General features: G+C 69.3%; 13 protein-coding genes. 10 read left to right on the top strand and 3 right to left on the bottom strand.

Going from position 1 to position 12,922, the window contains the following annotated elements; genetic code table 11:
* Positions 1 to 108: 108 nt before the first annotated feature.
* The 9 genes from ABZV42_RS38655 to ABZV42_RS38615 all read left to right on the top strand — a co-directional run bounded on the left by ABZV42_RS38655 (position 109) and on the right by ABZV42_RS38615 (position 8,272).
* On the top strand, positions 109 to 753 hold the full coding sequence (locus ABZV42_RS38655) for an HAD family hydrolase (protein WP_356056251.1): 645 nt from the start codon (positions 109 to 111) through the stop codon (positions 751 to 753).
* 134 nt (positions 754 to 887) lie between these two features.
* Positions 888 to 1,619 (top strand): VC0807 family protein, encoded by a 732-nt coding sequence (locus ABZV42_RS38650; protein WP_356056248.1) that lies wholly within the window; start codon positions 888 to 890, stop codon positions 1,617 to 1,619.
* A 174-nt stretch (positions 1,620 to 1,793) separates the two neighbouring features.
* Positions 1,794 to 3,035, top strand: a complete 1,242-nt coding sequence (locus ABZV42_RS38645) for an MFS transporter (RefSeq protein WP_355991286.1) — start codon at positions 1,794 to 1,796, stop codon at positions 3,033 to 3,035.
* Complete coding sequence (locus ABZV42_RS38640) at positions 2,986 to 4,158, top strand: acetoin utilization protein AcuC (RefSeq protein ID WP_355991283.1); 1,173 nt, start codon at positions 2,986 to 2,988, stop codon at positions 4,156 to 4,158. The genes ABZV42_RS38645 and ABZV42_RS38640 overlap by 50 nt, the downstream gene beginning before the upstream one ends.
* A gap of 251 nt (positions 4,159 to 4,409) precedes the next feature.
* Positions 4,410 to 5,225 carry a phosphatase gene (locus ABZV42_RS38635; protein ID WP_355991294.1) on the top strand — a complete coding sequence of 272 codons (816 nt, stop codon included), beginning with the start codon at positions 4,410 to 4,412 and terminating at the stop codon, positions 5,223 to 5,225.
* 129 nt (positions 5,226 to 5,354) lie between these two features.
* Positions 5,355 to 5,564 (top strand): helix-turn-helix domain-containing protein, encoded by a 210-nt coding sequence (locus ABZV42_RS38630; RefSeq protein WP_093781815.1) that lies wholly within the window; start codon positions 5,355 to 5,357, stop codon positions 5,562 to 5,564.
* Between the two features lie 143 nt (positions 5,565 to 5,707).
* Positions 5,708 to 5,806, top strand: coding sequence for an AURKAIP1/COX24 domain-containing protein (locus ABZV42_RS38625; RefSeq protein WP_003948845.1), 99 nt, complete (start codon positions 5,708 to 5,710; stop codon positions 5,804 to 5,806).
* 337 nt (positions 5,807 to 6,143) lie between these two features.
* A complete protein-coding gene (locus ABZV42_RS38620) occupies positions 6,144 to 7,205 on the top strand; it encodes an NAD-dependent epimerase/dehydratase family protein (protein ID WP_355991280.1) in 1,062 nt (353 codons plus the stop codon).
* 14 nt (positions 7,206 to 7,219) lie between these two features.
* Entirely contained in the window at positions 7,220 to 8,272 is a 1,053-nt protein-coding gene (locus ABZV42_RS38615; protein WP_356056246.1) for a lysophospholipid acyltransferase family protein, read from the top strand.
* A 105-nt stretch (positions 8,273 to 8,377) separates the two neighbouring features.
* On the opposite strand, the gene ABZV42_RS38610 is transcribed toward ABZV42_RS38615, so the two are convergent.
* The 3 genes from ABZV42_RS38610 to ABZV42_RS38600 form a co-directional block, all read right to left on the bottom strand.
* Entirely contained in the window at positions 8,378 to 9,610 is a 1,233-nt protein-coding gene (locus tag ABZV42_RS38610) for a DUF5667 domain-containing protein (RefSeq protein WP_355991276.1), read from the bottom strand.
* A 254-nt stretch (positions 9,611 to 9,864) separates the two neighbouring features.
* Positions 9,865 to 10,635, bottom strand: a complete 771-nt coding sequence (locus ABZV42_RS38605) for an ECF subfamily RNA polymerase sigma factor, BldN family (RefSeq protein ID WP_355991274.1) — start codon at positions 10,633 to 10,635, stop codon at positions 9,865 to 9,867.
* 620 nt (positions 10,636 to 11,255) lie between these two features.
* Entirely contained in the window at positions 11,256 to 12,197 is a 942-nt protein-coding gene (locus tag ABZV42_RS38600) for an HAD-IB family hydrolase (RefSeq protein ID WP_355990967.1), read from the bottom strand.
* A gap of 252 nt (positions 12,198 to 12,449) precedes the next feature.
* Between ABZV42_RS38600 and ABZV42_RS38595 the strand changes: the two genes are divergently transcribed.
* On the top strand, positions 12,450 to 12,749 hold the full coding sequence (locus ABZV42_RS38595; RefSeq protein WP_355990965.1) for a glutaredoxin family protein: 300 nt from the start codon (positions 12,450 to 12,452) through the stop codon (positions 12,747 to 12,749).
* Positions 12,750 to 12,922: the final 173 nt, after the last annotated feature.

Below are 12,922 nucleotides of genomic sequence, written 5' to 3'. Positions count from 1 at the left end.
TGCAGGGGGGACCCTGTGGGAGAGTAGGACGCCGCCGAACAAATTTTGAAGAAAACCCCCGTACCGGGGATACCGGTACGGGGGTTTTCTGCGTTTAGGGTCTTTGTTATGCGCTACGACCTCATTATTTTCGACAACGACGGCGTCCTCGTGGACAGCGAGCCGATCTCCAACACCTTGCTGGCCGCCTATCTCACGGAACTGGGACACCCCACCTCCTACGAGGACTCCCTGCGCGACTACATGGGCTCCGCGATGCACCGCATCCACGACCTGGTCCTGGAGCGCACCGGCCGGCGGCTTCCGGACGACTTCGACGACGTGTTCCACGCGCGGGTCTTCGCCGCGTTCGAACGAGAGCTGAAGCCCGTGCCCGGTGCCGGTCAGGTGCTGGAGAAGCTGGCCGCCGACGGAGTGCCCTACTGCGTGGCCTCCTCCGGGAGCCATGAGCGCATCCGGGTCGGGCACCGGACGACAGGGCTCGACCGGTGGTTCGACGAGGGACGCGTCTTCAGCTCGCAGGACGTCGGGCGGGGCAAGCCGGCCCCCGATCTGTTCCTCCACGCCGCCGAACGCATGGGCGTACGGCCCGAGCGGTGTGCCGTCGTCGAGGACAGTCCGCTGGGCGTCCAGGCGGCCAACGCGGCCGGGATGGACGTGTACGGGTTCACCGCCATGACGTCGGCCACAAGGCTCGCCGATGCCACTCAACTCTTCTCCGACATGGGGGAGTTGGCTGACCTGCTGAAATGACGGCACCCATCGTCCGGCGCTGACATTTGTCATGCCGAGCTCCGGACGATCGATTCTGTCGGAGGGCGGGGCCGGACCGCGAAGGTGAGTACATCGAAACGGGACGTGCACAGCGACGACGGAGGGACCCGATCATGAGCATCACCGCCACCGAGATCAGCACCGGAGAGACCGCTCGCGCCGCTCGAGTGGGCACGGCCACCACCCGGGAGACCGCCGGCCCCCGGCCGAGCTTCCTGCCGCTGATCGTGGACGTGGCGGTGCCCGTCGGGTCGTACTACCTGCTCAAGAACGGGTTCGGGATGAGCACGATGGCCGCCCTCGGCTGGAGCAGTGTGGTGCCGGCCGTGCGGACCGTGTGGAGCGTGGTGAAGGAGCGCAAGGCCAACGCCCTGGCCGCGCTGATCCTGTGCGTGAACGTGGTGGGGCTCGCGCTCAGCCTGGTCGCCGGCGGCCCGCGGCTGATGCTGGCGAAGGACAGCGGGGTCAGCAGCGTGATCGGGATCTCCGTCCTGCTGTCCGTGAGGTTCGGGCGGCCGATGATGACGGCGGGGATGAAGCCGTTCCTGGTGAAGGGTGACGCGGCGCGGGCCGCCGCCTGGGACCGGCTGGCGGCCGGCTCCGAGCGGTTCCGGAAGGCCGAGCGGGCCTTCTCGCTGGTGTGGGGCACCGTCCTGCTCGGTGAGTGCGTCGCGCGGGTCGTGGGTGCCTACACGCTGCCGATCGACACGATGGTCTGGCTCGGCACGGTCGTCATGATCGCCTCGATGGTCCTCGCCTTCCTGATCAGCGGCCGCCTGGCGGTCGTCCCGATGGAGAAGATGCTGGAGCAGGAACTGGCCGGCGGGGCCCGGACGCACAGCTGAACCGCCCCGAAACCGGGACCCGCACGGTTCCGTCACGAGGATCTAGAGGGTCCCGGACCGGGACCCGGACGGGTTCGCCACGAGGACCTCGACAGTCCCTTCCCGAAGAGCTGAGCAAAATTCATCTTCGGCTTGATCTACCCACCGGTAAGCCGGGGCCCTACGCTCGCCGCCATGACAGATGTGCTGCGGCGCGGTAGGGCCTCTTTGGCGTTCAGTTTCTTCGCTCAGGGTGCCGCCTTCGCGCTGCTCGTGACGCGTATCCCGGCCATCCAGGACCGCTACGGGATCTCCGACGCGCTCCTGCCGCTGTTCCTGGCGGCCGTCCCGGTCCTCGCCGGGCTGGGCAGCGTCACCACCGAGCATCTGGTCAAGCGGATACGTCCCAGCCGCATCCTGCGGTGGTCGCAGCCCGTCGTGCTGCTGGCCCTGCTCGGTGTCGGCGCCGGTGACCAGCTCGCCGAGGTGGCGGTCGCCCTCGGCGCCTTCGGCCTCGCGGTCGGCGGTCTCGACGCCTCGATGAACATGCTCGGGGTGAGCCTCCAGCGGTCGTACGGGCGCAGCATCATGCTCGGCTTCCATGCCGCGTACAGCCTGGGCGGGATCGTGGGCGCCTCGCTAGCGTGGGCCGGGGCGCACTGGCACCTGTCGCTCTTCGTGTCGTATCTGCCGGTCGTGCTGGTGCTGCTGCCGCTCGCTCTGGTGGGGAGCCGGTGGTACGTCGACGGAGGCGCTGGTGCGGACGGCAAGGCGGGCGCGGACGGCAAGGCGGACACGGAGGCCGGTGCCGGTACCGGTCCGCTCGTCTTCAAGCTGCTGCTGCCGTTGTGCCTGGTGATGACGTTCGCCTACATCGGGGACTCGACGGTCTCCAACTGGAGCGCGAAGTACCTGAAGGACGTGCTGGGCAGTTCGGAGCAGATGGCGACCGTTCCGTACAACGTCTACATGGTGATGACGCTGGTGGGGCGCGCCGTCGGGGACTTCGGTGTGCGGCGGTTCGGGGCCGTGGCGGTGGTGCGGCTGGGTGCCGTGGTCGCCGCGCTCGGGTTCGGTGTGGTCGCGATCGCGCCGGGGGCCGGGGTGGGCATGCTGGGGTTCACCCTGCTGGGGCTCGGGCTGTGCGTGATCGTGCCGCAGACCTTCGCGGCCGCCGGGAGGCTCTTCCCCGGTGCGTCGGACACGGCGATCGCGCGGCTGAACATCTTCAACTACGTCGGATTCCTGGTCGGGTCCCCGCTGGTGGGCGCGCTGGGTGACGCGTGGAACTACCGGGGGGCCATGCTCGTACCGATGGTGCTGGTCCTGGCGACCCTGGGGTACGCCCGCTCGTTCGATCCTCAACCGGACCGATACGGTGACGTGCATGAGCGGCCGCGCACAGTTGATGTGGGACCAGGCAGTAACGGGGTATGACTTCGGGCCGGACCACCCGATGGATCCGGTGCGGCTCCGGCTGACCCGGGGACTCGTCGACGCCTTCGGTCTCGACCGGGCCGTCGACGTCGTGGCGGCGAAGCCCGCGGGCGACTCGACCCTGCGGCTGGTGCACCGCGAGGACTATGTGGCGGCGGTCAGGGCCGCGTCCGCCGATCCCGCCTCGGCCGATCCGTCGTACGGCCTCGGGACCATGGACGATCCCGCGTTCGCCGGGATGCACGAGGTGTCCGCGATGATCGCCGGGCAGTCCGTGGGGGCGGCGGAGGCCGTGTGGCGCGGGGAGGCGCTGCACGCGGTGAACTTCGCGGGCGGCCTGCATCACGCGATGCCCGGTGCCGCCTCGGGGTTCTGCGTCTACAACGACGCCGCTCTCGCCATCGCCCGGCTGCTGGAGCTGGGCGCCGAGCGGGTCGCGTACGTCGATGTCGACGTGCACCACGGTGACGGCGTCCAGGCGGCCTTCTGGGAGGACCCGCGGGTCCTGACGATCTCGCTGCACGAGCATCCGCGGACGCTGTTCCCGCAGACGGGATGGCCCGAGGAGACCGGGGCGGACGGCGCGGAGGGCACGGCCGTCAATGTGGCGCTGCCGGCGGGCACCGGGGACGAGGGGTGGCTGCGTGCCTTCCACTCCGTGGTGCCCGAGCTGATCGCCGACTTCCGGCCGCAGGTTCTGGTCACCCAGCACGGCGCGGACACCCACTTCGAGGACCCGCTCGCGCACCTCGCCGTCTCGCTCGACGCGCAGCGGGCGGTGCAGGTCGCCTGTCACGACCTGGCGCACTCGTACGCCGACGGGCGCTGGGTCGCGCTGGGGGGCGGCGGCTACGCGGTGGTGGAGGTGGTGCCGCGCTCGTGGACGCATCTCGTGGCCGTGGCCGCGGGCCGTCCCGTCGAGCCCGAGACGATGATCCCGGAGAGCTGGCGGCAGGAGGTCTTCGCCCGCACAAGGCAGTTGGCGCCGATGCGGATGACGGACGGACGGTCGCCGGTGTCCTGGAAGGACTGGGAGTCGGGGTACGACCCGGCGGACCGTCTCGACCAGGCGATCGTGGCGACACGCAAGGCCGTGTTCCCCCTGCGAGGGATGCTCCCGTAGGCCCCTGGCCTGAGGTCTGCGGCCCCTGGCGTCGGGCTCCCGCCTCGGCCCCGGCTTCTGGCTCCCGACCCGGCCCCCAGCTTCTGGCTCCCGCCTCCGGCTCCCGACCGGCCCCCGGCTCCCGACCCCGGCCCCCGGCTCCCGACCCCGGCCTCGGGTTCCCCCCGCCCCACAGCGGACTATTAGCCCAACTGTGGGGCATATTCCTCATTTTGCCCATAAGGCACTTGGGGATGCGTCAGCATGTTGACGTGTTGAGCACCGGAGCTTTGCGTGCACATCTGCTGGCCGCCCGGCTGGCCGGCCCCGTGGCCACGTCGCGCGAGGAGAGCCTGCGCAGCTACCGGCTCTTCGCGGCCCGTGACCCTCGTCTGATGCTCGGACTCGACCCCGAATGGACTTGGTGTCAGCGGGATCTGATCGAGTTGATGGCCGACAAATGCGGAGTCTCGGCTGATCCGTCGCACACTTCGGGGCATGATGTGATCGACCCGGAGCGGACCCTGGCGGCTCTCGACGCCTTCGCGGAACGGCTCGCCGAAGCCGCCCGCCGCCGTCACCCCGTGCTTCTCGGTACCGGTCATCCGCACCGGCTGATCCATTTCTACGCCGCTCTCGCGGACGCCTTGTCGGCGGCTGGATGTACCGTCCTCACCCCCGCGCAGGGTAGCTCTATCGACATAACGACCCGGTTCGGTCTACGCACGTACAACCTCGACTACGTACAAGGTGTCGCGCTGGTGCGCGAACCGGAGGCGGGGGCCACCGGGCGTGCGACCGGCGCACACACCCATTCACCACTCCCGGTTCGGACCGTTCTGGCGGCCGCCGCGGAGCGCGGAGACCCCCTCCCGGAGCTCGTCATCGGGGACCACGGATGGGTCTGCGGGGCAGGTCAGCTGGGGTTCGAGGCCATCGGTCTGGCCGATACGGACGATCCCGCGCTGTTCGTCGGTGAGGCAGAGGGGCGGGTGTCCGTCGTCGTTCCGCTTGATGACGCTGTGCGGTCTGATTACTACCGACCGCTTACTCGCTATGTACTCAATCGAGCGTGTCTGTCACAGTAGGCGGCCGACGGCATCCCCTCTTCCCCACTCGCATCACCCGCCCCTACATTGGGGAGTGAGTGCGCAACGACGAAGAGTCACCGGAAGGGGAAGCCGGTGGCCGTCGAGTGCGGAAGGTTCAGGTGTGACATGGCTGCAGGCGAGAGGCCTCTGAACGAGGTTCAGTTCCTTACCGTGGCGGAAGTCGCCTCGGTGATGCGAGTGTCGAAGATGACCGTGTACCGCTTGGTGCACAGCGGTCATCTGCCGGCGATCCGGGTGGGGAGGTCCTTCCGGGTGCCGGAGCAAGCGGTTCACGAGTACCTCCGCGAGAGCTATGTGGGGGTGGAGACCGCCTGACGGCGTTCCGGGAGACCGTTCGCGGTCTCCCGGAAAACACCTCGATTACGACCTCGGCTCTCGGACGGGTAGGCTGGCCCCTCATAGGTCGTGTGGGCCCATGCAGCCCAGCACCGAGTAAAGAGAAGTGAGCGAGGGTAGTCGTGGGCTCTGTTATCAAGAAGCGGCGCAAGCGGATGGCGAAGAAGAAGCACCGCAAGCTGCTCAAGCGCACTCGCGTTCAGCGTCGTAACAAGAAGTAAGCGACGCCGCGGAAACGCGCGCTGTGGCCTCTCACCGGCTGGTGGGGGGCCACAGGCATACCCGGCCGCCCCTCCCGCGCCCGCAAGGCCGCTCTTCGCGGCGGTGGCCGGGAGTCGGAACCCCGAAAGACCGCTCGACCGTCGAACGTCTTCGGCCATGTGGACCGCCCAGGTCTGTGGGCCGAATGGCTGGGTCTGGTCGCACGTCCATGGCTGTCGTCACTTCGTGCATCGGGCGGTCATCACAGCGCAACATCAACCCGCTAAGTTGGCCGCACACGGGGAACTCGGCAGTACGAGCGAAGCTACGTCCAGTTCTGGAAGGAAGGCGCTGATCTTGGGGAAGGTCGTGCTCGTGACCGGGGTGGCCCGGCAGCTGGGGGGCCGCTTCGTACGACGGATCCAGCGTGACCCGCAGGTGGACCGGGTGATCGCCGTGGACGCGGTGCCGCCCGAGCATCACATCGGCGGAGCCGACTTCGTGCAGGCCGACATCCGCCAGCCCACCATCGCCCGGGTGCTCGCCGAGTACTCCGTCGACACGGTCGTCCACATGGACGTGACCGGCACGGCGCTGGGCTCGGGCAGCCGGACCACGGTCAAGGAGACCAACGTCATCGGCACCATGCAGCTGCTCGGTGCCTGCCAGAAGTCCCCGACGGTCAAGCGGCTCGTCGTGAAGTCCAGCACGAACGTCTACGGCTCGGCGCCCCGCGACCCCGCCGTCTTCACCGAGACCACCTCGCCCAAGTCGCTGCCCAGCGGCGGCTTCGCCAAGGACACGACCGAGGTCGAGGGCTACGTACGCGGCTTCGCGCGCCGCAGGCCCGACGTCGCCGTCTGCGTGCTGCGGTTCGCCAACATCCTCGGCCCGAGCGCGGATTCGCCGCTCGCCTCGTACTTCTCGCTGCCGGTGCTGCCGACGGTGTTCGGCTACGACCCCCGGCTCCAGTTCGTCCACGAGAGCGACGTCATCGAGGTCCTGCGGCTCGCCGCGCACGAGCCGCGGCGGGGCACGCTCAACAGCGGCACGTTCAACATCGCCGGCGACGGCGTCCTGCTGCTCTCGCAGTGCGCGCGGCGCCTCGGCCGGCCCACGGTCCCGCTGCTGCTGCCGGCCCTCAGCTGGGCCGGTACGGCCGTGCGTACCCTGGGGGTGACGGACTTCTCGCCGGAGCAGCTGCGGCTGCTCACGCACGGCAGGGTGGTCGCGACGGTCCAGATGCGCGAAACCCTGGGCTACCAGCCGAAGTACACGACGGCGGAGACCTTCGCGGACTTCGCCCAGAGCAGGGGTCCAGGACTCCTGCCCCCGGAGGTCCTTGCGGGGGCCGTGGACAAGATCGCCGCGCTGTCCGTTCCGGGCGGCGGCCACCCCCCGACGCAGAGCGCCAACTGAGGAGCGCATCAACGATGGCGGACGCCAAGGTCATTCCGTTCGACGACGACCGCTCGCGCGGGGCTGCGGTGCAGCGCCCGGCGAGGCGCCGGGCCGCGGGGAGCCGGCGCAAGGGTGAGCCCGTGGTCGTCCGCGAGGTCCAGCCCATGCCCGGACGGGTCCTCCCGCAGGATGATGTTCCCGTGACACAGGAGGAACAGCAGCCCCGGCAGCCCCAGGAGGGCGGTACGAGCCTGGAGCGGCGGATCGCGGGGGGCCTGTCCTTCCTGCGCCGCAGGCTCACCGGCGACTACGAGATCGACGAGTTCGGGTACGACCAGGAGCTGACCGACCAGGTCCTGATGTCGCTGATCCGGCCGGTGTACGAGAAGTACTTCCGCGTCGAGGTGAAGGGCATCGAGAACATCCCCGAGAAGGGGGGCGCCCTGATCGTCGCCAACCACTCGGGCACCCTTCCGCTGGACGGCCTGATGATGCAGGTCGCCGTCCACGACAACCATCCCGCGAACCGTCATCTCCGCCTGCTCGCCGCCGACCTGGTCTTCATGCTGCCCGTCGTCAACGAGCTGGCCCGCAAGGCCGGTCACACCCTGGCCTGCTCTGAGGACGCCGAGCGGCTGCTGGAGCGCGGTGAACTGGTCGGTGTGATGCCGGAGGGCTTCAAGGGCATCGGCAAGCCCTTCAGCGAGCGCTACAAGCTCCAGCGGTTCGGCCGGGGCGGTTTCGTCTCGACGGCGCTGCGCGCGGGCACCCCGATCATTCCGTGCTCGATCGTCGGGGCGGAGGAGATCTACCCGATGATCGGCAACTCGAAGACGCTCGCGCGGCTGCTGGGATTCCCGTACTTCCCGATCACGCCGACCTTCCCGTGGCTGGGCCCGCTCGGCGCGATCCCGCTGCCCACCAAGTGGACGATCCAGTTCGGCGAGCCGATCCGTACGGACGGCTATCCGCCGGAGGCGGCCGACGACCCGATGCTGATGTTCAACCTGACCGACCAGGTCAGGGAGCAGATCCAGCACACCCTGTACAAGCTGCTCGTGCAGCGCAGGTCCGTTTTCTTCTGATCATGCAGTTACGATTCTGTTGATCATGTCCTGATATGCCTGTACGCCGATGGGGGCGCCCTTCCCGAGGAGGGCGCCCCCATCGACGTACCCGCGGTGGCCCGGTCAGCCGCTGTTCTGCGTGTCGATGCCGAGGCCCGGCAGGAGGCCGGGGAGCAGCGGCGGCAGGGTGACGTCGGGCGCGCCCGTGGCGCTGCCCTTGCTGCCGGCGCTGGACGACGGGGAGGAGCTGGTGTCGTCCTGCGGCGGGTCGAGCAGGCCGCCGGTGCTGCCGCCGAGCAGGCCTTCGCCGGTGCTGCTCGAACTCGACGGCTTGGGCTTGCCACTGCTGTGGCTTGCGCCCGCGGAGCCGCTGCCGACGCTGGGCGCCGGGGTGTCCGTACCCGAGGAGCGGGTGGACTCCTCGCTCCTGCCCCGGTGACGGCCGGTGCCCTCGGGGGCGGGCGTCTTGGGCAGCAGGGAGCGCAGCGGGCCGACCTCTTCGTCTATGGCCTCGAAGACCGACGAGACCTGGTCACTGACGTCACCGAGCTGCACGGGCAGCCGGTCACGCAGTGCGCCCCACGCTTGGCGGTGCGACCGGGAGAAGGCGGACAGGGCCTGGATGGGGCCCAGTGAGCCGTCCCGTTCGTACGCCTCGTGCAGCAGCCGGTGGCCCTCGGTGGCGTCGTGCTGCATGCCGGACAGGGCGCGGCGGACCTCGCCCAGGGACTCGTGGTCGAGATGTCCGGAGCGGCCCCGCTCCATCAGCCGGCGGGCCTCGCTCAGGCGGTTCGAGGCCTGGTCGAGGTAGAGCTCGCCGCGGTCGCTGTCGCCGTGGGCGAGGTCCAGCTTGATGTCCTCCATGCCGCGTTTGAGCCCGTAGAGCGAGTCGCCGGGCAGGGCGTCGGCGCTCGCGGCGGCCACGCCGCCGAAGGCTCCGGCGGCCACGCCGACGGTGAGCCCGCCCGCTGCGAGCCCTTTGGACAGCCGGGACCGGGGCCGCAGCTTCCCCAGCCCGTTCGCCCGGTGCGTGCCCTTGGCCCGATGCGACCGCTGCTCGGGCAGAGCACGGTCCGGACCCTCGCCTCCGGCGGCGGTGCCCTCCAGCAGCATGGCCTCCATCGCGGCGACGAGCTGGGCTCGCTGCACGATCTTGACCTCGGGGTCCAGCTCCGGTTCGGGCAGCTCGCCGAGACCGTTGGCGAGGGCCAGCAGCAGCCCTTGCTCGGTCTGTTCCGCAGCAGCCCGGGACGGTGCCGACCCATCGGGCTGCTCGGCCGCCGTGCCCTGGTCGATCTCCTCCAGGGCCTGGGCGAAGGCGTTCGCCCGCCGGTGTGCCGATACGTTCGCGATCACTGGCGGCACCTCCTCTCGTCATGACGGTCGACTCCCCAGGGGGTTCTGAGGGTTGCACCCCCTGGCCGTGTCCACACGATCGGGTGATCGGCGCTGGCCAAGGCGTGACCACAGGGAGCCTGTATCCCGCACAACGAGCGTCACGGCACCTTGGTTACGGACGACGGACGTATGGACCGCGAAGTCAACAGACTTTTACAGAAGGTGAGTTGGACGTCGCTGAGCGTGTCGGCCCGCTGTGGCCGAAAGCGGGCTCATCGGACGTCTTCGGGCAGGAGTCGGGCCAGCGTGCGGACGGCCCGGTACTGGAGGGTCTTGATGGCACCCTCGTTCTTGCCCATCACCCGGGCGGTCTCGGCGACCGAGAGCCCCTGGAGGAAACGGAGTGTCACGCACTCCTGCTGCTGCGGGTTGAGCCGTCGTACGGCGTCGAGCAGCGCGGCGTTCGACAGGGACTCCAGGACGGAGTCCTCCGGTGAGCGCTCGACCTCGTTGGCGTCGAGCATCTCGCCGGTGGTCACTTCCAGCCGGAAACGGCTGGACTTGAAGTGGTCGGCCACCAGATTCCGGGCGATGGTCACGAGCCAGGCGCCGAAGTCGCGGCCCTGCCAGGTGAAGGTGCCGATGCGCCGAAGCGCGCGCAGAAAGGTCTCGCTCGTGAGGTCCTCGGCTGTCGCTTTACCTCCCACCCGGTAGTAGATGTAGCGGTACACGGTGTCGCTGTACTGGTCGTAGAGCCGTCCGAAGGCGTCGGCCTCGCCGGCCTGGGCGCGCTCGACGAGATCCATCATCCGGGCGCTGTCACTGTCCGCGGCCGGACGGCGTGCGGTGGTGGCCGAGCTCGAGCGGCCCCGCCGGCCTACCGTCGCGTTACCGTCGGCCAGGGCGTAGCAAGGTCCGACGGGCGCGGCGAGGGCGAAGGCGGGGACGGCGTACGCGGTGGGGACGAAGCCGCGCAGACGGTCCAGGACCGTTGCGCGCAGCGTAGCCAGGCCCGAGGCGTCAACCCCGACGTGTGAGTACACGGGACTCCCAGAGGCAGAGCTTCCATCACGTGCAGTGCGGGCCCTTTCACCCGTCGTGACGACGGAGGGGTACCGGTTTGCGTCTGAGGAGAATAACGCTTCGTACAGGCAGCACTACACCCAGTTGCTAAAATCATCGATTACGACGCTTTTGGCACGGATCGGTGCCTGTTCAAGTGCTGGTCGATGACCGATTGTTGATCGGATCGGTTCGTGTTCCGTCTGAGTGCAGAGCGTGTTGTGCCCGCCTGAGCAGAGCGCGACTGAGTCGCCCCTGGCATGGGTAGGACGATGTGATTGCCTGGCGACGCGACGCTCCCACCCCAGGTCCGGACAGGTTTTCGCCCCCGCAGCCCCTACCCGTCCCTTACCCGGGGCTCCGCCCCAGCCCCCGCTCCTCAAACGCCGGAGGGGCTGAAAATAACGAAATCACGCCCGCCAGGGGCCGCACCCGAACCACCGCGCACCCGCAGCCGGAATTCGGCGGGAGGGGCCGTGCCGGTACATCAATGCCCGTCGCCACCGACGGCCACATCTCATCCAACGGCGACGGGCTGATGCACCGGCACGGCCCCGACCCACCACGAGCCCTCACGGAACCGGCAAACGCCAGAGTCGAGCTACCGACGACGCCGGTGCAGCGCGATCGCGGCCGCCGTGCCGCCGGCCACCGCACCGACCCCGGCCGCGGCGGGAATCCCGACCTTCGCGGCCTTGCGCGCGGTGCGATAGTCCCGCAGCCGCCAGTCGAAGTCCCGCGCGTGCCTGCGCAGTTTCGAGTCGGGGTTGATCGCGTACGGGTGTCCGACCAGCGAGAGCATCGGAATGTCGTTGTGCGAGTCGCTGTACGCCGCGCAGCGGGACAGGTCCAGGTTCTCCGCGGACGCGAGCGCCCGTACGGCCTCCGCCTTCGCCGGCCCGTGCAGGGGTTCCCCGACCAGTTTGCCGGTGTAGATCCCGTCCACCGATTCCGCGACCGTGCCCAGCGCGCCCGTGAGACCGAGCCGCCGTGCGATCACCGTGGCGATCTCCACCGGCGCCGCCGTGACGAGCCACACCTTCTGGCCGGCGTCCAGGTGCGCCTGGGCGAGCGCGCGGGTCCCGGGCCAGATCCGCTCGGCCATGTACTCGTCGTAGATCTCCTCGCCGATCGACATCAGCTCGGAGACACGGTGACCCTTGACGATCGACAGCGCGGAGTCGCGCGCTTCCTGCATGTGCTCGGGGTCCTCGACGCCGGCCAGCCGGAACCACGCCTGCTGCCAGGCGAACTTCGCGAGGTCGCGGGTCTCGAAGAACTTCCGCTTGTACAGCCCGCGTCCGAAGTGGAAGAGGGCAGCACCTTGCATCACGGTGTTGTCGAGATCGAAGAACGCGGCGGCCCGGTCGTCGCCGAGCACCGGGAAGTCGGGTTCCTCCACGGCGTCCGGTGGTGCCAGTTCTTCCAGTTCTTCCAGTTCCTGCGAGGACTTGCGCGCTGCCTCCGCCGAGGCCTCGCCTGCCAACACGCTCCGCGCGGTGGCGGAGCGCCTACGGGGAGTGAGCCATCCGAGAGCGGCCATGTCGTGAGCATAGCCAGTCTGTTCGGTGCTTCCGGAGTCGCGAGGATTCGGCGCTGTGAACTCTCCGCGGCCATGCCGTTAAACGGCCGTTCCGATTCACCCCGGCGCGGCGAGTCGGCCCTTGTGCGAGCCCGGCCCCTGTGCGAGCCCGGCCCTTGTGCGGGCCCGGCGCCGACATGGAGGCCGGCCCCGCGGGAGCCCGCCGCCGCGGAACTCGCCGAGCGTGCCCGCCACGGCGCCGGGGGCGGGAGAATGGCGCGTATGAGCCCCATGTTCCGGCGCAGCGACCGCCGTACGGAGAGCAAGGCGCCCGCGGAGCACCTGGTCACGCTGATCAGGAAGCCCGGGTGTCATCTGTGTGATGACGCGCAGGAAGTGATCGAGAAGGTGTGCGCCGATCTCGGGGTCCCCTGGGAGGGGAAGGACATCACCGAGGACGAGGAGCTGCACCGCCGCTACTGGGAGCAGATCCCGGTCGTACTGGTGGACGGCGCCCAGCACACCTTCTGGCGTGTGAACGAGGAACGCCTTCGCAAAGCCCTGGCGGGGTGAGCTGTGAGCGACGGCGCCGACCGCGCCCGTGATGTACCCCGACTGTGACCTGACCGAGCAGTCCAAGGCGTCCGGAAAGTCGCCTAGGATCGACCGCGATTGGTCTCGGGGGCGGGATTCGTTGAGGAGCGTGTGCGGTTTTGCCCCCTTCAGGTGCGGAACGACGTGGTCCA

The organism is Streptomyces sp. NPDC005281 (genome assembly GCF_040607495.1).
GTDB lineage: Bacteria > Actinomycetota > Actinomycetes > Streptomycetales > Streptomycetaceae > Streptomyces.
The sequence above is the reverse complement of the archived record's forward strand: the minus strand, read 5'-3'. Positions and strand labels throughout refer to the sequence as shown.